The following is a 19,896-nucleotide window of genomic DNA, read 5'->3' as shown; positions in this document are numbered from 1 at the left end:
CCCGCCGGGCCCCCCCCCCCCCCCGCCCCCCCCGCGCCCCCCCCCCCCCCCCCCCCCCCGGGCGGGCCCCCCCCCCGGGGGGGGGCGCGCCCCCCCCCGGGACCGGCCACGCCGAACCCACGGACGCCCGTCCGCGCGCCGGTGGACAATGCGCGGTGTGCGCCGCGTCGACTACTACCACGTGCCCGCGGCTCCCACGCCGAACTCCCTGGTGGTCGGCGGCTGCGCGGTCGTGCCAGACGAGGACGGTCGGATCCTGCTGCAGCGGCGGGCCGACAACGGTGAATGGGCGCTGCCCGGCGGCGGGATGGACCTCGGCGAGACGTTCGCCGGCTGCGTCATCCGGGAGGTCCGCGAGGAGACCGGCTTTGACGTCGTCGTCGACCGGATCGTCGGGATCTACTCCGACCCGGAGCACGTCTTCGCCTACGAGAACGGCGAGGTCCGCCAGCAGTTCTCGATCTGCTGCGCGTGCACCCTGGTCGGCGGCGCACTGGCGGTCAGCGACGAGTCGACCGCGGTCGCCTTCTTCACCCTCGACGAGATCGCGGGCCTCGGCATGCACCCCTCGCACCGCATCCGCATCCGCGACTACCTGGCGGACGAGGCACCGTTTCTCCGGTAGCCGCCACGGCGGTCGGGCAACGCCCGGGCCAGGGTTCGACGGGCCCGACGGCGCCGCGCCGGCACCACGTGACCATCCGGAATCACCCGGGGTCTGGACAAATGGGCCGTTGGCGGCAAAGCTGTCGAATGTTCGCGAGTCCCTTGGGGGGGACTGAGCGGAGGCATCAGTGTTCCTGACGTCGACAGCATCCTCGCCATCCGCGCGCCGGAAAGCTCGGCTGCGCCCGCCGCGGCGGGCCTAGCCCATAGGTGCCAACGAGCACCGTTCCGTCAGACGCCGCGATAGGCCCCGGCCCACGACTTCCGTCGTGACTGCCGCGGAATAAAGAACCAGTTCGCTCATTGTCGAGCGCCCAGACCGGCTTGCTACGCCGGCGATGACGGCTGCGCGCGAAGCGCGCCAACGCAATGGAGAATCCACGCATACGCGTGCTGAGAAGGGACAATTCCCATGTCTTCCTCGGCGCAACGGCGCTCGCTGAGCGGCCGATCCGCCTCCGCATTCACGGCCACGGCGCACCGTGCGCGAACCAGTCCGGTGACAATCCCCGGACGAGTCGTCGCCGCGCTGGCCGGGCTGTTGGCACTGGCCCTGGTCACGGCGGGCTGCCAACCCAACGGGATCCCGATCCAATCCGGCCCCGGCGGCACCGTCCGCCCCAGCGGTACGCCCACCCCCAGCGGAACCTCAACCCCGACAAGCACCCCAAGTCCCACCCCGAGCGGCACTCCCAGCCCCAGCGGGACTCCCAGCCCCCCGAGCACGAACTGCACACTGATCGTGCCGGTGAACCCCTTGTCAGCGGCGGGCCTTTCGACGCCGTACCAGATGACGACGACTGATTCGACCGCCGGGCCCTGCCACGAGGCGAACATCGCCCAGTCCGCCTTCGTCCAGGGCGCCATCCTCACGCAGGACGGCAAGCTGACCCTGTACGACCCGCTGGTGCTCGACGCGGGCACCCAGCCCGCCGCACCCCCGGCCATGGCCCAGGTGCCACAGGGAGCCACGGTCGCCCTCTGGTTCGGATTCAACGGCGACAACCTGACAATCCGGTCCGCCGACGGGACGAACAGCCTCGCCCAGGGCAACTGCGTCAACGGCCTGAACGGATCGATTTTCGGACAGTTCGCGGACTGTAACGCTGCCGCCTTCTTCCAGTCCGCCAACACCCTGATCCGTGCCGGCCGGTTGCAGGTGCCTCCGCTGGGGCAGGCGAAGGACGGCCTGCCATGCCCCACGGTCCGCGACTTCTCCGTCATCGACCAGGATCAGAGCGACAATGTGACGGCGCAGTACCTGGCTCTTCCCAATGGCCAGACCGCCCAGCGCAACGCCGCGGCCGTCGCCGCCATGGGAAACAACACGGTCGACCTCGCGAATGCCAGCGACAATCTCTTGCTGGACGTGTTCATCCTCCCGACGCTGGGCTGCACGCCCTGGACCCAGCCGAACGGCGCCAACGACGGCCAGGCGAGGTCGTCGCTCCCGTTGAACGAGTTGCAGGCCATGGTGTCCCAGGCCGCCCCGGTCGCGCTGGTACCGCTGAACAACCCGATGACGCTCGTCAACAACAACCAGAGCGCCGCGAAGACGAACCTCTACCGAGCTGGCGTCGACCAACCCCAGATCGGCGCCGGCGCGGACAACGGCGACGGCGCCACCTACTGCACCAACCTGTTCAACGATCCGCGCGGCATCCGACGGGTCTTCACCGGCCAGGCGATCTTCGCGGCTGGCCCGTCGCCGGACCAGGCGACCGGGACCAACCTGTTCACCTTCCTCGCGGCGCGGGCGAACGAGTCCTTCGACAACCTCAGCTGCGCGTCCTACGGCCTGACCAATCCCATCACCCTGACCCTGGACGGGAACGGCGTCGTCACCGCGGCCACCATCATGCGAGCCACCGGTGTCCCGGCCACGACACCTCCGCCCACCGCGGCCACTGCGAGCCCAACGGCCACAACTCCGCCGACCAGGCCGCCGACGACCAGGCCGGCCCCGCCGCGCAACGGGCGGCATCAGGTCGGCATGCGAGGCAGGTTCCGTAACTGGTAGCGCGCCGGGCGGTGAATGGCGGACGAAGCTGACGTTCGTCCGCCATTCACCGGCCCATGCCGGTGGCCAATCATCCACCTGAGGAGACAGAATTCCCATGATCCGTGTGCCTGGAAAGCGTTCGACCACTCGGTCCGCGGCCGACATCCCCGTGCCTCGATTTGCTGGAAGAAGCGATCCGTCTCTCGTCGTGCACGTGGCCGGAAAGGTGCGCTCCGCTGGCCGATCGCCATGGAGGACGCTCGTTCTGGTCGTGCCGGTGACCGCCGTCGCCCTCTCGGCCTGTCAACGACCCACGGATGCGGCGGCCGACAACCCACTGCCACCGCCGATGACGTCCGCCACGTCGCCCTCGACGATCGCTTTCTCGGCAGCGAGCGCCGCTACGTCCGACCCCGCGCGATCGACCGGAACGCCAGCGCCCGCCAGCCTGCTCCCGTACGGCGGCGACCGCCGGACGGGGCCATCCTCGGCGCCGGCCAGGACACCGTCCTCGACGCCGGTGACGACGCCGTACCCGGTGCCGGCCAGAACCACGGCGCCGGCCACGGCCCCGTACGTGACGGTGCCCGACGCCCCGCGCACGACCCCCGCGCAGTCCCCGCGCGCCACGCCGTCCGGGATCCCGTTCACCGTGGCGCCGCACCAGAAGTGGTGACCAGAGGCGCCCCGCGCCAAGCCGGTCCGGGCCGCGGGCCGGCGTTCTCCCGCCCGCGACGCAGCGCTGCTCACGTGCTGTAGTCAGGCCCGCGAGGCGACCTGCCGGGCGAGACGATCAAGTACCTCGCGCAGGGCGGCCCGCACCCGCTCGTCACCGGCCAGTCCGTTATCGGCGAGGGCAGGAGACGTCATTCTCGCTGGTATACCCGCAGCCAGTCGATGTCCATGCTCGCTGGGAACGGAGTGCCGGCGTCCGGGCCGCCCTTCAGGGGCGGCCAGGTTCCGCCGACGCTCAAATTCGCGATGATGAAGAAGGGGGTGTCCTTGAGTGCGCCAGGATCTGTGACGGTCGCGCCCATCTTCTTGCCATCGAGATACCAGGTCAGGCCGGTCGGCTGCCAGTCGAGCCCAAAGGTGTGCCAGTTGGCGGAGGCGTCGGAGATGGTGGCCTTCTGCGGCGAGCACGGGTGGCCACAGACGCCGCCGTCGCCACCCCAGTGCGCGGTGAAGTGATAATCCGTCGGATTGTTGCCGGGGATCTCAAAAACATCGAACTCGCCGCTGTCCGGCCACCCCCCGCCGCCGACGTTGCTCGCTGGTAGCTCCCACATCGAGGGCCAGAAGCCGTCACCTCTCGGTATACGGACCCGGCCCTCGTAGTACCCGTATGTGTAGGTGAACTCGCGGTAACCGGCTGGCGCCGGGCCAAAGGAGGCCGGCCACGGTCCAGTGCTCACCATGCCCGAATAGATCTGCCCGTTGGCTTCCTTGGAGGTGACGAGGTGGAGTTGACCGGCGGAGACCCTGACGTTGGCGTTGCCAGTGGTGGCCGTATTGAAGATCTGCAGCTCGTTGTTCCAGGGCAGACAGTATGAACGAAAGCTCGGGTTGCAGAGCTGCCACTTCGTCCGGTCGAGCGACGTACCGGAGAACTCGTCGTCGAAGGCGAGCTTCCAACGCCCGCCGGCTCCAGGCTGAGGGCCGTCCGGGGCGGCCGGAGCCGTCACCTCGAGTCCGAGAGGCACGGTGTCGCTTGGAGCCGGCGCGGCCGACTCCGTCGTCGGGAGGTCCGGCGAGCCTGCCGGGGTGCTCGGCACCGGGAACATGGAGACCGCGAAATCGACCGATACGGACGACGACACGCCACCCGATCTGACGGTGATCACCACAGGCCCTGAATACCCAACCGGCATCCGGAAACCGAGCAGCAATCGGCCACTGGTGTCGACCCTGAGGTGCGCCTCACCCCCGAAGGGGCCTGCCGTCGCGCTTATCTCCGCCACCGATCCGGTTGGAAAGGCCCGTGCCCGGACGACCAGCACATTCGAGTCGGACTCGGTCGCGAGGACCGAAGGGCCATTCGCTGCCGGCGTGCCGGCCCCCGCGGAAGCGGCTTCCCCGGCCACCGATGTCGCCTCGACAGCGGACAGGCTGGCAGCACTGGCCAACAGGATGAGGCCAGCGGCGAGAGTCAGTCGCCGCACCGGGCGCCGATGCCGGACCATTCCAGAACAGTAGAAGAACGACACGGCGATTTAGGCTGAAAGCGATACTTTGTCCATTTGTTGTCTGGGTGTCGTCGGCAACGTCAACCGGCATCAGGCTGCTGGCCGGCTCTAGCCAGACCGGCCGTCAACATCGTCGTTGCGGTGCACGTGGGTCTGCCCGGGCAGCGCGGCTGGTGCTCCGAACAACTGTCCTTCTCCGAAGCGGCAGCCGTGGCGTGCGAGTGAGCGTGCCTGCTCTCGACTCTGGATACCGGTGGCGATGACTACGAGATCGAGGGTTTCGGCGAAGGTGATTACCGCACGGCGGAGCAGGTCGGACCGGCCGGCGCCGTCGGCGAGGCGGCCTGTGCGCGAGCTGTCGAACATGAGTATCTCGATGGGCAGTTCGTCGAGTGTCAGAAAGCTGTTGTGGTTGCTGGCGATTCCGTTCAGCGCGAGCCGCAGCCCGCGGGCGGCGCACGTCCGCAGGCTGTCAGCGGCCTGCTCGTCGAGGCGCTCCGTGTCCGACAGCTTGAGGACCAGTGCCTGGACGGGGAGGTGGGACGCGGCCAGTGCCGACTCGATGCCGGCCAGCAGCTCGCCGGTCGGCCGTGCCACCGAAATGCTGACGTAGACGGCGACGTCTTGCCGTGTCTGCCTTCGGTGATGGCCGATGTCGTGGCAGGCACGGTCGAGGATCACCTGTTCGAGCCGTGCGCTCAGCCTCGCTCCGGTCGCCACCGCGGCCGTCTGCTCAGACGTGAGGGTCCCGAGCATCGGGTGGGACCATCGCGTCGAGGCCTGGTATGCGACCACGCGATGGCGGCTTAGGTCGACTATCGGCTGGTAGAGGACATCGAGGGCGCCACCGGCGGGATCACCTTGCAGCACCTGGCGCAGCGCGAGCTGCGCCGTCGGCAGGCCGCTGTGGGCGACGATGTCGGGATCGTAGACGACCAGCGCGTTCTTTCCCCGCCGCTTGGCGGCGTACATGGCAAGATCCGCCTGCTGGAGAAGGCTCTCAGGACTGATCGAAGATCCTGGCTCGGCGACTGTCAGGCCGAGGCTCGCATGGATGACGTATGGCTGCCCGGCCAGCCGGCACGGCGCCCCGACCGCCGCGCGCACCCGCTGGCCCACGTCCACGGCGTCCGCGGTCTCGTCCTCCAGGAGGACAGCGAACTCGTCGCCCCCGAGGCGGGCGACGGTGTTCGAGGGTTGGACGCAAGCAAGCAGCCGGCGACCTGCCATCCGAAGCAACTCGTCGCCGGCAGGATGACCCAGGGCGTCGTTGACAGTCTTGAAGTCATCGAGATCGCAGAAAAGCAGCGCCAGCCGGCCGCGGGTCGGCCGAGCGACCGCGTGTTCCAGCCGGTCGTTGAACAGGACGCGGTTCGCCAGCCCGGTCAGGGGATCATGGAGCGCCTGATGGTGCAGTTGGCGGCGGCTCTGCTCAACCCTGTCCAGCAGCTTCATGTTGTCTGCCAATGTCAGCAGCTGGCGGATCAGTACGACCAGCGTGAGCGCGAAGACGCCATATATTTCGATCGGCTCGACCTGCGCGTTCGTCGCTATCTGAACAGCCACCAGCCCCCCCAGCGCGGCCAGCGGAACGTATGGGAGGATTATTCTGACCCAGCGTGCGCCCTGCCCGGACTGCCACGCGGCCCACCAGTTGCGGCACCGTGCCACGCCGTCGGGAGCGGATTCGAGGCGAAGGGCTGCGGCAGAAACAGCCCTGCCGGTCGGCAGCCGCGGTGGCGCGATGCAGGCAAGCCCGATCATTATCGTGCCGACCATATTGCCGGCTTCCAGCTGCAGGGGCTCCGGCCGGCCGCTCGCGATGAAGTAGAGCGACACGTGTAGAAGTATTGTGATGGAGCCCAGCCCGGCGCCGAGAAGCGCGAATGACCTCTTCCGGTGGGGGCGCCGGAAAACCGCCACGAGCAGAACTGTGATCAGTAGCAGGAAACATCCGAGGCCGAACGCCAGCAGGACCGCGAGAGAGGCCGGTGCTGGAGCTCGCGCGCGCACCAGCGGCCGGAAGACGACCAACCAGCCAAGCAGGCTCAGTGAGCCGACCAGAAGCACCGCGTCCAGTACTGTGACGGCCCTCCAGTGGGTGCCGTGCTGCCCAGCCGTGCGGGCCGGTTCGTCCTCCGGTCTGAGCGGGTCGGTGGGGTAGGCCAGGACCGCGGCGACCGATGGCGGGATGAACGCCAGATAGGCCGGCTCCGTGCCCGACAACGGCGGCAATGCGTAATGTCCCGAGAGGAACGCCCTGGCGGATGTGATGAGCAGGCCGACCGCCACCGCCACCCATCCGGTGAGAAGCAGCAGTCGCCAGCGTCGCTCGGCGCCCTTCGACCGTCGCACCGACCACAGCTCGCACCCGCCCTGGAACGCTATAGCGGCCATGCCGCCGACGCTGACCGCGAGGCCGGCGCCACGCGCGGGCAGGACGAAGGAGGCGAGCAGGACCATGAACGCGACCGTCGAGCACACAACGACGATCCGACGGAACACGGCCGCGCCGCAGTTCGGCGCGCCCTGCTCCGTAGCGGCCCGTCGAGCGGCCTCCGCGCGCGACATCGTCCTCTCCGTGGATCACCGCCGACAACATCGACGTGGATCGTCGTGCCAGCCGGGCTGGATCGCGACGACAGACCTCGCTCATTTCATCTGACATATCAATCGATCTGATGCACGTAGAGTGATGACGCACACATTAGTGCGGTGAGAAGAAGACCACTAGCGGGGGCCGACGCACCCGCTGGCAGTTCTTCGATCAAGCCGCGAGCCCACGCTCCGGAATGGTGACATCTTATTTTTGGTCGGCTTTGCGCCGAACGGCCATCTGATGGTCTCGGTAGGATTCGGTCGTGGAGGACGATAGGCTGGTCAGGCGCAGGCCGAGGCCGCTGGCGGAGGTTGGCGACGTCCATGACTTCCTAGAGGAGTTGCGCCTGCGGCCGGGAATGTGGGTGCGCGGCGGTTCGCTTCAGGAACTCGACCACATGTTGGTTGGGTATCGCGTTGCTTTGGGCGTCCATGGCGTGACCGAGGACTGGGACTTCTGGAATCCGGGTGATCAGGGTTCGTTTGCGGCGTGGCTGTGGGTACGGCTGGGGCGGTCAAGCTCTCTGGGCTGGGCGGTGGAGATCGAGCGGGAGGCCGAGGTGTCGAGCGTGCCGCCGCTGGATCTGTTTTTCGCTCTCTGGGACGAGTACCGCGCGGTGTCCGGGTAGTCGGGTCGCTCTAGCTGCGCGGTCGGGTCAGAGGGCGTAGGTGCGTAGCAGGCCCAGGGCGAGGGCGGCGTCGGTGCCGCGGGTGGTCAGGCCCGCCGCGGTGGGGGTGAGGCGCTGGGCGGCGACCCGGCAGAAGGCGCCGGCCGGCCCGCTGATCACCGAGCTGGCGTCGGGTGGGCCGTACTCCCAGACGGTGGCGCCGTCCGGTGCGGTGAGCTCGCACCGAACCGGGGGAGCCTGCCTGCCGGCGGTCGCGAACGCGTAGGGCAGCGTGCGGTGGGCGAGCCAGGCGACGTGCCGAAGCCGGTCGGTGTCCGGGAACGGGATCGCGAGGGGCTCGGTGATGTCGAGGCCGTGGGCCCAGTGCTCGCTGAGTCTCGTCGTGGCGAGGACCGCCGGTCGCAGCGGGGCCGCGACCCAGGTCACCGGCGTGTCCGGGTCGGCCCGGCGCAGGGCCGCCACGGAGGCGGTCCTGGCCGCGCGCCAGCGCGCGTAGACGAGGCCGGGCTCCGCCCGCTCGCGGCGCACCCAGGCGTCCATCGCCGCATCCACCGAGGAGTCGTCGGCCGTCGCGCCGACGGGTGGACGGGTGCCGGCCGGGCCGGCGGCGATGGTCTCCGCCACCGACTCCTCGGTCTGCGCCAGGTGGAGGACCACGTCGGCGACATTCCAGCCGGCCGCGGCCGAGGGTGCCATCCAGGCGGCCTGGTCGAGGCCGGCGAGGATCAGGTCGAGGCTGTCCAGCTCCGCTTCCAGATCGTCAAAGATCCCCATGGCGGCAGCGTAGATCCTGACACGAGCTGGGCGACGGATCGTCACCGGGCGGACAGCATCGGGCTAAGGCACAGCAGCAGGGCCGCGCCGGTCACAGCGCTGGTTACGCGCCCGGTTGAACTGGCTGAGACGCTCCGCACCCGGCGACGCAGCTCTCGGCGTCGGTGCCGGACAGCAGAACGGCGGCGATGCCACGCGCCCGCCGGGCCGCGTCCGCGCAACCCTCGCGCACCGACGTGACGATGGCACCGTCCATCAGCAGGATGAACTGGTCAGCGAGCGCGGCGTGACCGAGGTAGCCGGCGTCCTGGAGCAGCCTGTCGACGTACTCGACGACCTTGCGTTTGTGTTCGGCCGCGACGAGGTGGGCCGCGCTGGCGGGGTCGGCCGCCTCGACCATCGTGTTGATGAACGCGCAGCCGCGGAAGTCCTGACGGGCGAACCTGTCGGCCAGGGCGTCGAACACCGCCAGCGGCCGCTGCCGAGCGGGAAGGTCCGGAAGCTCGCCAATCCGCGCCTCGACCGCCTCTCTCAGCCATTTCCGCCACCGGTCGTCGCGGCCCCGCAGGACCTCGACGACGAGGTCCTCCTTGGTGGCGAAGTGGCGGTAGAACGAGGCCCTGCCGACCCCGGACACGGCGAGGATCCGGTCGAGGCCGACGGCCTGCACACCGTGGGCGTAGAAGAGCTCTTCGGAGGTCTCCAGCAGCCGCTGCCGTGCCCTGGTAGCCATGCCGTGATGGTACCGATCCGTACCGACTTTGGGGCCGGATCGCTCGCGAGATGGTACCGTTCGATACCGTCTTGGCTGATTCGGTACCGAACGGTGCCGTCGTGGGAGGTTCGAAGTGCCGCGGATACCGCTCATCACCGCCGACAAGTCCACAGCCGAGCAGCGCGACCTGCTCGAGCAGACCCAGCGGCAGCTAGGACGCGTGCCGAACCTCTACGCCGCGTTGGCGGCCGGTCCGGCCGCGCTGCGGGGATACCTCGCCCTGCGGGACGCGCTGTCGGCGGGTGCGCTGGACGATCGGCTGCGCGAACAGCTGGCGCTGCTCGTCGCGCACGAGAACGGGTGCGAGTACTGCCTCGCCGCGCACACCCTGCGCGGCCGCCGGATGGGGATGAGCGACGAGGAGCTGGCCCGCGTGAGACAGGCCGGCCCCGCCCAGGCGCACCCCCGCGCCGTGCTGCGGGTCGCCCGGCAGGTGATCCGGTCAGGTGGCCGGCTCACCGACGACCAGCTCACCGAGGCGCGCGAGAACGGGATGACCGACGAGGAACTCGCGGAGACCGTCGCGCACGTCGCACTCAACATCCTGTCCAACTACTACAACCACCTGGCGCGACCCGACCTCGACTTCCCCCCGGCCCCTGCGGTGCCGGACGTCAGTGCCCGGCCGGCCGACGCGCCCGAGCGGTCGGCTCGACCTCAGATGAACGGCTCCCTGAACTGGCGGGAGGGTGCCACCGTCGCCCTGGCCGACGGCTATCACCTCACCGACGGAACCGGCCAGTCCGTGTCCCGCCTGAGCGATGTCAGGGTCGCCTTCGAGGGCGGCTTCGCGCACGTCGTGGTTCCAGGCGTCGACGTGGTGCAGGTCGTGTCGGCCCCAGCCATCCAGGTCGTCGTCCTTCAGGCCTGAAGTGTCCTGCGCCGTGGCCGTGGCTCCCAGTAGGCGGCCCGTCGTGACTGGTCCAGCGGGCCGGTGACCACGACGGTTCGGCGCCGGCCGCGGGTTTCGTAGAGTTGGGATCAGCGTTCGTAGGGAGGGTCCTGAGTGCTGTGACTCGCTTGTTCAACACGGCGGGGCCGTGCGTGCCGAGCAAGCACCACGACCAGGCGTGGATCCGGCGCAAGGCGCTCGTCGACGCAGCCAACGAGGACCCGTGCGGCTGAACGTCCTCGGGCCGATGGAACTCGTCGTGGCCGGGCAGTCCGTACCGGTCGGACCGCCGAAGCAGCGAGCCCTCCTGGCCCTCCTCGCGATGCACGCCGACCGCGTTCTCCCCGCGGACCTCCTGGCCGACCGGCTGTGGTCCGGCAACCCACCGGCCAGCGCCCAGGGGGGCCTGCAGGTCCATGTGTCCAACCTGCGGCGCCGGCTGGAACCCGACCGGCGGCCCGGCGCGGCCCCGACCGTCCTGGTCAGCGCCGCCGACGGGTACGGCCTGATGACCGGCGGGCTCGGCCTGGACACCAGGGACTTCGAGAGGCTCAGGTCGGCCGGGTCCGGCCATCTGGCCGAGGGACGGCACAAGGAGGCGGCGGACGCCCTCGCCGAGGCGCTCGACCTGTGGCGGGGCGACCCGTACGCGGACGTGCGGTCCGAGGCGTGGGCGCAGCCGGAGATCGGCCGCCTGGAACAGGTGCGGCTCGACGCGGTGGAGGGGCTGGCCACGGCCCTGCTGGAGCTCGGCCGCCACACCGACGTGCTCGCGCGGCTGGACTCGTTCGTCCGCGAACACCCCCTGCGGGAGCGGGCCTGGGAACTGCTGGTGCTGGCCCACTACCGGGCGGGCCGGCAGGCGGCGGCCCTCGACTGCCTGCGAACGGCGCGGGAGGTGCTCGCAGCGGAGCTGGGTATCGACCCCGGCCCGCGGCTGCGTGCGCTCGAAGGCGCGGTGCTGCGGCAGGACGCCGCGCTGCTCCCGCCGGACCGGGGCGCCACGGCGTCATCCCCGCGGCGGTCTCCCGTGCCGACGCCGAAACGGGCGGCGGCGGACCAGCCGGTCTTCATCGGCCGCGAGAACGCGCTGGAGTTCCTGCACGAGGCGGCGAAGGCGTCGTCCGCCGTCGGGCAGGTCGTGCTGGTGGACGGCGAGCCGGGCGTCGGCAAGACGAGCCTGCTGAGGCGGTTCCGCGCGACCGCCGACGTGCCGGTCGGCTGGGGGTCGAGTCCCGACCACGAGACCGCACCTGCCCTGTGGCCCTGGGAACAGGTCCTGCGCGACCTCGCCGCCACCGCCCCGGAGGCCACCCTGCCCGACGAGGTGGGCAGGTTCCTGGCGGGCGGGCTGGAGGCGATCCCGTCGTCCGATGCGCAGGGCGCGCGGCTGCGGTTCTTCGAGGCGGTCGGCGCGTTCCTGGCCGCCGCCGGCCCGGTGGTCGTCGTCCTGGAGGACATCCACGCGGCGGACGACGCGACGCTGCGCCTACTGGTCCACGCGGCGTCCACCGCCCGGCCCGGCCTGCTGCTGGTGGCGACCTTCAGGCGGCACGAGGCGTCGGCGCTCACCGGCACGCTGTCGGCGCTGTCGCGGCTCGGTGCGCGCAGGCTCGGCCTCGACGGGCTCCCGACCGAGGAGGTCCGGGTGCTCGTCCGGGAGCTGTCCGGCCGCGACCCGGGCAGCGGCAAGGCCGAGGCGCTGCGCGCGCGCACCGCGGGGAACCCGTTCTTCCTCACAGAGCTCGCCCGGGCGGGCGAGGAGCTGCCACAGGGCGTGCTGGACGTCGTGCTGCACCGGGTGGCGGGCCTGGGGGAGGAGACAGGCCGCGTGCTGGAGCTCGCCGCCGTGATGGGCGACGAGTTCGAGGCGGCCGTCCTGGCCCAGGTCGCCGGCGCCACGGTCGGTGACCTGCTGCCGCCGCTCGACGTGGCCCTCGACGCGGGCCTCGTCCGCGAGTCGTCGTACCGGCTGGGCGGGTACGAGTTCGCGCACGCCCTGGTGACGGACGCGTTGCTGTCGCGCCGGTCGCGGCTGTGGCGGGCGCGCGTGCACGAGCAGATCGCGGAGGTCCTCACCCGCGTCCACGGGGACCGGGACGACCGCGTGGCGGTGATCGCGCGGCACTGGCTGGCGGCGGCGGAGCTGGGCGCCCAGCCCGCCCGGATGGCGATGGGCTCCTGCGCCCGCGCCGCGCGGGCGGCCCTGCGACGGCACGCGCCCGACGACGCGGCCGTGTCGTGGCAGGAGGCGCTCGCGGCGGCCGAGCTGGCCGGGGCCGGCCCGGCCGAGCGGTTCGAGCTCGCCGTCGGGCTGGCCGAGAGCCGCTACGCCGCCGGGCGGTTCGACGAGGGCTACGAGGCCGTCGAGCAGGCGCTCGCCCTGGCCGGCACCGACCCGGAGCTGGCCGTGCGCGCCGCCGACATCGCGATGGGGCACGGCGTCTGGGTGCCCTTCCGGTACGGCCTTGACGTGGCCGCGCTGCGGGACGCGATGGACCGGGCCGTCCGAGAGCTGCCGCCGTCCACGCCGGCCTGGGCGACGGCCCAGGCCGTCCGGGCCGTCGTGCTCGCCCAGACCGGTCGCGAGGACGAGATCGACCCGGTCTCGTCGCGGGCAGTGGCGGCGGCCGAGCGCCTGGGCGACCCCGCCGTGGCGCGACGCGTGCTGCACCTGCGGCTGCTCGCCCTGCACGGACAGGACTTCATCGAGCAGCGCACCGAGACCGCGCGGCGCCTGCTGGCCGAGCCGGACCTGTCTTCCCAGCTCAGGGTGATCGCACAGCACTACCTGCTCGATCATCTCGTCGAACGCGGCGAGGTGGCGGGGGCCCGCGCGCTGCTGGCGGAGATCGACGCGCTGCTGCGCGACCTGCACAATCCCGCGCTGGCCATGCAGGCGGCGGTGGCGCACGTGGGGCTCGACCTGTTCCAGGGCGTGCCGGACCCGGCCCGCCACTTCGAGCCCGTCCGGGCGATGCTGTCGTTCGCCGATCTCGCCTACTACGAGGCGAGCATGCTTGCCGTACGGGCCGAGACGCTGCTCCAGGAGGACCGCCTCGGCGCGGAGGTGGCGTGGATCGAGGAGATGTTCCGGCGCACGGGACTGGCGGGGTTCGCCTACGCCCTGGCGTACGCGCTGGCGGACCTGGGCGAGCGTGAGCGCGCGCGGCGGCTCCTGGTGGAGACGCCCCTGCCACCCCGTGACTACCACTGGGCGATGGCCGCCATGTGCCGGCTGCACGCGGCGATCCGGCTCGGCGAGCTGGACGTCGTGCGGGAGGTCTACGACGCGTTCCGGCCTTTCGCCGGGCTGCTGCAGGTGAACGGCACATGCAGCACCGTCGCCGGGGCGTACGACGGCCACCTGGGGGAGGCTCTGCTGGCGCTCGGTGACCACGAGCGCGCGCGGGCCCACCTGGGGGAGGCGGTACGCCTGCTGGAGCAGGCGGGCGCCGGCTACTGGCTGGCAAGGGCCCGACAAGCGCTCGGGAAGTGCACGTAAAGGCAGGTCGCGCACTCTGTTTCCGACACGTGAGGAAACAGACTGATGATCATGCCAGAACACCTGACCGGATTCCTGCTGATGCACGCCGGATTCCGCGCCGAGTTCGGCCGCCTGGCCGCGGCGTGCGCGAACCCGCGTGACGACGCGCACGAGGAACTGCTCGAGGAGCAGCTCGCTCTCGTGCTGGACATGCTGCACGCCCACCACACGCACGAGGACGCCAGCCTGTGGCCCACGCTCGTCGGCCGCGCCCCGGAGACGGAGGATCTGCTGGCCGGGCTGGAGTCCGAGCATTCCGTGCTCGGCCCGCTCCTTGAGGCAGCCTCCGACCGTGGGGTGCCCCTGGCCGAGCGCGCGCCCACCCTGCGGCGGCTGCACGAGCTCGTCAACGAGCACCTCGACCACGAGGAGCTGACCGCCGTTCCGCTCATGCTCCGCTGCCTCACCCTCGACGACGTCGAGGCGGACAGGCGGCAGGCGATGGACGACTTCGGCCGACGCCGGGCCCCCGTCATCTTCGGGTGGCTCGCCTCCAGCGCGGACGCCGACCTGCTCTCGAGGTCGTACGCCGACCTGCCCGTCGTGGCCCGGCTCCTGTTCCGCCTGTTCTGGTGGCCGGCCTACCAGCGGCGCTTCACCCGCCTTTATGGCGCCATCATTCCCGCGAACGCCCTCCTGGAGCCGTGATGACCGCACCCGCTTCGACCACCTGGCCGCACGAGACGGCCGACATCTTCGACCGCGCCATGGTCTGCGAGTACGCCTCGCTCACCCGCGACGGCCGGCCCGTCACCTGGCCCGTCACGCCCTACGTCGGCGCGGCCGGCAGCCTCGACGTGAGCACCGGGCTCACCTACCCCGACAAGGCCGAGCGCGCCCGGCGCGACCCGCGCGTAGCGCTGCTCTGCTCCAGCGCCGGCGGCACCGCGCTGGACGATGTCCAGCCGCGGATGCCCGTCGTCCTCGTGCAGGGCCGGGCGACCGTACGCGACGCGGATCTGCAGGCCAACACAGACCGGTACGTCCATGAGTCGCTGGCCAAGACCGGCGCCGGGTTCGCCCGGATGCCGTGGTTCCTGGTGAAGCGGCTGGGCTGGTATTTCGCTCGTATCTGGGTGGAGGTGACCCCGGAGAGGATCCTCTGGTGGCCCGAGGGCGACCTGTCCAGGACGCCCGAGGTCTGGACGGCCCCCGGGGACGTCGTGGTCCCGACCTCCGACCCCGCCCCCACGGGCCCGCGGCTGCCGAGCCGATCGGCGCCGCCGGCGGACTGGCGGCCCTTCGCCGATCGCGCCGCCCGCCTGGGCGAGCCCGCCGTCACCGTGGTCGCCGACGGCCTGCCGCTGGCGGTGCCCACCCGCTCGGCGGTACGTACCGAGACCGGCTTCGACCTGTGGCTGCCGGTGGGCGTCCCGGCGACCGAAGGGCCGGTGTGCCTGACCTTTCACCGGCACGGCCCGGCCATGGAGTGGCAGGAGAACGTCGTGCTCGTCGGGACGGCGACCGCGGAGAGCGACCGGCTGAGCGTGCGGGTCGAACGGGCCCTGAACGACTGGAGCCTCCCCGAGAACCGCCGTGAGCGGAACCGTTCCTTCCTCGGCCAGGGCAGGATGCTCAGGAAGCGCCTGGAGGCCGAGGCCGCTCGCCGAGACCAGCCCGTCCCCCGCGTGCGCCGCCCCCAGGCCTGACACCCGCGCGGGGCGCTGCGACTCGTCGGGTGGTCACACTGCCGTGCAGCGGGCGTGGGCGTCCCCGAAGCCGGGCCTGGCAAGATCGATGTCGATCGCGCCGGTGATGACGGGGCGGTCGACGATGCACTGCTGGTGCGTGACGGTGTCCAGGATGTACAGCTGTTGGCCGCCGGCGTACATCGCGCCGCTGTCCCAGTGGTCGGCGCCCGTGCTGGTGACGACCGCGAACGAGGCGATCCGGTAGCCGGTGGACGAGTGCGCCTCGCCGCCGAAGATCGTGATCCGGGCGCGGCCCGCGGCGACGGGCCGGCCGGCGTCCGTCAGCCGCCCGCCGAAGTGCGTCGTGCCCGGATCGGCGAGGGTGGCCAGGGTGATGCGGCCCACGGCCGGCGAGTACGACCAGCCGTTGGCGTAGTGGTCGAACCGGCTGACGTCGAACCGGGGATGGACGTACACGGAGTCGAGGTCCAGCTGTGGGTAGAACTCGACCGACAGGGCGGTGGCGCGGGCTCCCCAGTTGGTGGTCAACATTCCGCCGTGCACCAGATCGGGCTGTGTGTTGCCCATGAAGTAACCGTGCGGGAACAACAGCCCGCCGCCGACGGGGAACCGGGTGTAGGTGGCGTAGCTGCTCGGAGTCTGGCAGGCGTTCACGAACGTGTCCCCGGTGCCGGTGGACGGATTGAAGTTCTGACAGGGCAGATACTGGTTCGAGTTCGACCCGAACACCAGGTCGACGCCGACGGCGCCACTGATCGGTACCGGATTTCCGTGGCGGTCGGTGTATCCCTCGAAGGGAATCGCCACGCCATTTCCGCGGGTGGGATTGATGGCGTACTGGGTGGTGTCGGCGGCCAGCGCCGTACTGGGCAGTAGGACGAGAAGGGCGACCGTGGTCACCAGCAGTGGCACCGCCTTGCGCAGCATTGAGACCACCGGCGACGTCCTCCCTGTTCGCGCGTTCGATGTCGATGGTGAGTACATGCGAACGACCCGGCCGCCTGGCCGTACTTCCGCTGCTGGACACCGAATCGTCGGCCTGACGCCATCTACGCCGGTGAAGCGGTCATGTCCGCCTCGCCCGCCAGAAAGGTCGATATCGAAATCCGCCGTCGCCACCTGCGCAGCATAGCCACCAGGGCGCCAGCGCATCGCCGATAAATCTCGGCCGCCGTTCCTACGATCAGGAGACGTTGAGGCCAGGTGCCGGCTGATCAGATTCTGGCCCGGCACCGAATCGGCGGGCGTGGCCACTTTTGCTGGCGCGGTCCCGGTTACCTGGATATGAAGGTCGTGACCGTACCCGAATCACTGGTGCCTGTCCTGGAATGGCCGGAGGCGCTCGGTCCAATGCTGCGGATCGGTGGAAACGGTTCGCCGCCGCCAGGCGCTAGCTGGTCCGACGCTGGTATGGCTGACGCGGAGGGTCGGGTCGGCAGGAGGAGAAACGCGAGGACGGCGGCCAGAGCGAGAAGCAGTCCGCTGAGGCCCACGGCAGTCGCGTACCCGGCGGCGGCGCTGGCACGGGCGTCGCCGTGGTGATGCCCGGACACGGTGATCGCCACCGTGGCCAGGGTGGCCAGACCGATCGAGCCACCGATCTGGCGGGAGCTGGTGATCAGTCCGGCGGCCATGCCCGCCTCGGCCGGGGCGACGCCCACCGTCGCGGCCGTCCCCATGGGCACCACACACAGGCCGATTCCGACGCTCGCGACGATCGAGGGGCCGAGGATCGAGACGACGAAGCTCCCGTGTACGCCGAGCGTCGCGGCGAACCAGCCGAATCCAACCGCGGCCACCGCGCCGCCGACCGCCAGGAGCAGGTGTCCGTCCATCCGCGCGACCAGCCGGGAGGCCAGGGTCGAGCCGAACAGCATGCCGACGCAGAACGGCAGGAACGCAATCCCTGTGGTCGCCGCCGAATAGCCCAGCACCTGTTGGAGATAGAGCGAGACGAAGTAGAAGGCAGCGAACTGGCCGGAGAACAGAAGCAGCACGAAGACGTTGGCGACGACGACCGACCGATGGGTGAGCAGCCGCAGCCGCAGTAGCGGGGCTGGCATGCGGGTCTCGACCAGGGCGAACAATGCGAGAAGAGCCAGGGCCAGGACGAGGGTGATCAGGGTGGTCGCCGACCCCCAGGGGTGGGTGTCCGTGCGGACTACCGCGAGCACCAGCACCGAGGTCCCCGCCGTGACCAGCAGCGCGCCGGGCGCGTCCAGCCGCGGCAGGTAGCCGTTCCTGCGATCGGCTGGGACCCCGCGCAGGGCCGCCACCAGCACGAACGCCACCATCGGCACGTTCAGGAACAGCACGACCCGCCAGCCCGCCCACTGCGTCAGCACGCCGCCGGCGAGAACACCCACCGCGCCACCTGCCGCGGCCGCGGCCCCCCACAACCCGAGTGCCCGTGCCCGGGCCGGTCCGGCCGGAACGTGCACGGAAATGAGGGCGAAGGCGATCGGGGCGAGAACAGCCGCACCAACGCCCTGCACGGCGCGGGAGGCGATGAGCTCGCCCGGATTCTGGGCGAGCCCTCCGGCCAGGCTGGCGACCCCAAAGACGACCAGCCCGGCGAGTATCGCCCGGCGCCGTCCAATCTGGTCTCCGATCCGGCCCCCCAACATGATCAGGCCACCGAACGTCAGCGAATAGGCATTGATCACCCAGGTCAGGCCGCCGGGGCTGAAGTGGAGCGCCGAGCGGATGTGCGGCAGGGCCACGTTCACCACCGACGTGTCCAGGGCGACCATCGCCTGCACCGACAGCACGACCGCGAGCAGCCACCTGGATGGTCTGGCTCGCTCCTGCGGGGTGGTCGGCGCCGCAGTGAGGGAGTCGGTCATACCCGCTTCTCCAGCCGCGATCCGGCCCGCAGCGCGATGCTCATCAGGTTGCTCGGGGCATCCAGCTCGAAGCGGTGCCAGCAGTTCCGCGGGACGACGAACCCGGTCCCGGCCGCCAGCGTGACACCGGCCTGCGCACCCTGCGTCTCCGGCGCCCCCTGCGTCTCCGGTGACCGCAGGTACAGGCGCGCCTGGCCGGACAGGACGCAGACGGCCTCGTCGCTGCCTGGATGGATCTCCCAGTGGTCGCTGTGGACGTCCTGGTCGGTCTCGGCGTGTGTGACCGCGACCGTCCAGCCCTCGTCGTCGGCATCCATTCGCCGTTCCTCGACGGTGACGGTCCCCTCGGGGTGCAGGCGTAGTACGGCGGTGAACAGGTCGACGGGTGTGCGATCCATCGGCGGTCTCCTGGGTGAGCACGAGGGGTGTCCGGTGCGCTGGCCGATGGGCTGGAGGCGTCTCGATCAGGGCGCACGGACTTTAGGAACGTGTTCGAAAAGTAGCTCGATGCTCGATCGGATGTCGAGGCGGGGCGTCGGAACGTGATCCAGGACACTCGGTCGGGCCGCGGGTGGGCCGGGGCATGATGGGCGGGTGGAGCCCTCAGTGCCGCCGGCCCCGGCGTCCGGACGGATGGGACGCCCACCGCGCACCTCCCGCGTCGAGATCATGGCCGCGGCCCGGCACCTGATCGACCGGGACGGCTGGGAGAAGCTGACGATGCGTCGGCTCGCCGCCGAGGCTGGCACCGCGCCGACAACCCTGTACCACCACGTGCGCGACAAGGACGATCTGCTCACCCAGCTACTGGACGACTACGCCGACCGGATGCCTCGTCCGGCGATGCCCGTCGACCCGCGCGAGCGCGTCATCGCGGCCGCGACTGTCATCCGGGACACGCTGGCTGCCTGGCCCTGGGTTGTCGAAGTGCTGACCCGGGACGACCAGGTCGGCCGTGCGGCACTGTGGATGGTCGAGACAGTGCTCGCGGGCGCGGTCGAGTGCGGATGTTCTCCCGAACAGGCCGTCGACCTGTACCGGAGCATCTGGTACTACACCGCCGGTGAGATCCTCATCCGGGCCAATCGCGGCCGCGGTCAGCCGGACACTTCCCGCCCGGGCTCGCGGGACGACCGGATCCGGGCGGCCGACGCTGCCGAGCTGCCGCACTTGGCGGAGTTGGCGGACCGCTGGGCCAGCCTGACCAGCCGGGACACATACGCCCTCGGCCTGCGCAGCCTGGTCGACGGATTTCTCCAGGCCCTGTGACGACAACGGTTCGTCCACCACGGGTTCCGTAGAGTTGCGATCAGTGGTGCGCGTCCGGAA

The 19,896-nt window shown here is 70.7% G+C and carries 16 protein-coding genes; 8 read left to right on the top strand and 8 right to left on the bottom strand.

Annotated elements, in window-relative coordinates; all coding sequences use genetic code 11:
* The first annotated feature begins 148 nt into the window (after positions 1-148).
* Both I6A60_RS29625 and I6A60_RS29620 read left to right on the top strand, forming a co-directional pair.
* Complete coding sequence (locus I6A60_RS29625; RefSeq protein ID WP_203022376.1) at positions 149-625, top strand: NUDIX domain-containing protein; 477 nt, start codon at positions 149-151, stop codon at positions 623-625.
* Between the two features lie 831 nt (positions 626-1,456).
* The gene (locus tag I6A60_RS29620) at positions 1,457-2,686 is read left to right on the top strand and encodes a hypothetical protein (RefSeq protein ID WP_203022377.1); all 1,230 of its coding nucleotides are present in this window, start codon (positions 1,457-1,459) and stop codon (positions 2,684-2,686) included.
* A gap of 285 nt (positions 2,687-2,971) precedes the next feature.
* Here the strand turns inward: I6A60_RS29620 and I6A60_RS29615 are convergent, their stop codons facing one another.
* The 3 genes from I6A60_RS29615 to I6A60_RS29605 form a co-directional block, all read right to left on the bottom strand.
* A complete protein-coding gene (locus I6A60_RS29615) occupies positions 2,972-3,418 on the bottom strand; it encodes a hypothetical protein (RefSeq protein ID WP_203022378.1) in 447 nt (148 codons plus the stop codon).
* A 116-nt stretch (positions 3,419-3,534) separates the two neighbouring features.
* Positions 3,535-4,668, bottom strand: coding sequence for a family 16 glycosylhydrolase (locus I6A60_RS29610; RefSeq protein WP_203055750.1), 1,134 nt, complete (start codon positions 4,666-4,668; stop codon positions 3,535-3,537).
* Positions 4,669-4,962: 294 nt separating this feature from the next.
* Positions 4,963-7,152, bottom strand: coding sequence for a bifunctional diguanylate cyclase/phosphodiesterase (locus tag I6A60_RS29605; protein WP_307873933.1), 2,190 nt, complete (start codon positions 7,150-7,152; stop codon positions 4,963-4,965).
* 563 nt (positions 7,153-7,715) lie between these two features.
* On the opposite strand from I6A60_RS29605, the gene I6A60_RS29600 reads away from it, so the two are divergent.
* Positions 7,716-8,081, top strand: a complete 366-nt coding sequence (locus I6A60_RS29600; RefSeq protein ID WP_203022381.1) for a hypothetical protein — start codon at positions 7,716-7,718, stop codon at positions 8,079-8,081.
* A 27-nt stretch (positions 8,082-8,108) separates the two neighbouring features.
* On the opposite strand, the gene I6A60_RS29595 is transcribed toward I6A60_RS29600, so the two are convergent.
* Positions 8,109-8,855: a maleylpyruvate isomerase family mycothiol-dependent enzyme gene (locus I6A60_RS29595; protein WP_203022382.1), complete on the bottom strand. Its 747-nt coding sequence runs from the start codon at positions 8,853-8,855 to the stop codon at positions 8,109-8,111.
* Between the two features lie 103 nt (positions 8,856-8,958).
* A complete protein-coding gene (locus I6A60_RS29590; protein ID WP_203022383.1) occupies positions 8,959-9,588 on the bottom strand; it encodes a TetR/AcrR family transcriptional regulator in 630 nt (209 codons plus the stop codon).
* Between the two features lie 115 nt (positions 9,589-9,703).
* Here I6A60_RS29590 and I6A60_RS29585 point away from each other — a divergent pair, with 115 nt between their 5' ends.
* The 4 genes from I6A60_RS29585 (at position 9,704) to I6A60_RS29570 (ending at position 15,718) form a co-directional block, all read left to right on the top strand.
* Positions 9,704-10,501: a carboxymuconolactone decarboxylase family protein gene (locus I6A60_RS29585; protein ID WP_203022384.1), complete on the top strand. Its 798-nt coding sequence runs from the start codon at positions 9,704-9,706 to the stop codon at positions 10,499-10,501.
* 244 nt (positions 10,502-10,745) lie between these two features.
* Entirely contained in the window at positions 10,746-14,027 is a 3,282-nt protein-coding gene (locus I6A60_RS29580) for a BTAD domain-containing putative transcriptional regulator (protein WP_203022385.1), read from the top strand.
* 45 nt (positions 14,028-14,072) lie between these two features.
* Complete coding sequence (locus I6A60_RS29575) at positions 14,073-14,717, top strand: hemerythrin domain-containing protein (RefSeq protein WP_203022386.1); 645 nt, start codon at positions 14,073-14,075, stop codon at positions 14,715-14,717.
* A complete protein-coding gene (locus I6A60_RS29570; protein ID WP_203022387.1) occupies positions 14,717-15,718 on the top strand; it encodes a hemerythrin in 1,002 nt (333 codons plus the stop codon). Before I6A60_RS29575 ends, I6A60_RS29570 begins: the two co-directional genes overlap by 1 nt.
* A gap of 33 nt (positions 15,719-15,751) precedes the next feature.
* On the opposite strand, the gene I6A60_RS29565 is transcribed toward I6A60_RS29570, so the two are convergent.
* The 3 genes from I6A60_RS29565 to I6A60_RS29555 all read right to left on the bottom strand — a co-directional run bounded on the left by I6A60_RS29565 (position 15,752) and on the right by I6A60_RS29555 (position 18,965).
* The gene (locus I6A60_RS29565) at positions 15,752-16,648 is read right to left on the bottom strand and encodes a hypothetical protein (protein WP_238436515.1); all 897 of its coding nucleotides are present in this window, start codon (positions 16,646-16,648) and stop codon (positions 15,752-15,754) included.
* Positions 16,649-16,995: 347 nt separating this feature from the next.
* Entirely contained in the window at positions 16,996-18,567 is a 1,572-nt protein-coding gene (locus I6A60_RS29560; protein WP_203022389.1) for an MFS transporter, read from the bottom strand.
* Positions 18,564-18,965: a cupin domain-containing protein gene (locus I6A60_RS29555; protein ID WP_203022390.1), complete on the bottom strand. Its 402-nt coding sequence runs from the start codon at positions 18,963-18,965 to the stop codon at positions 18,564-18,566. Before I6A60_RS29555 ends, I6A60_RS29560 begins: the two co-directional genes overlap by 4 nt.
* Positions 18,966-19,200: 235 nt before the next feature.
* On the opposite strand from I6A60_RS29555, the gene I6A60_RS29550 reads away from it, so the two are divergent.
* Complete coding sequence (locus I6A60_RS29550; RefSeq protein WP_238436514.1) at positions 19,201-19,836, top strand: TetR/AcrR family transcriptional regulator; 636 nt, start codon at positions 19,201-19,203, stop codon at positions 19,834-19,836.
* Positions 19,837-19,896 lie beyond the last annotated feature (60 nt).

Origin of the sequence: Frankia sp. AgB1.9, from assembly GCF_016786355.1 — a bacterium.
Classification (GTDB): Bacteria; Actinomycetota; Actinomycetes; order Frankiales; family Frankiaceae; genus Pseudofrankia.
Note: the sequence above shows the minus strand (reverse complement) of the source record. Positions and strands in the feature narration are given on the sequence as shown.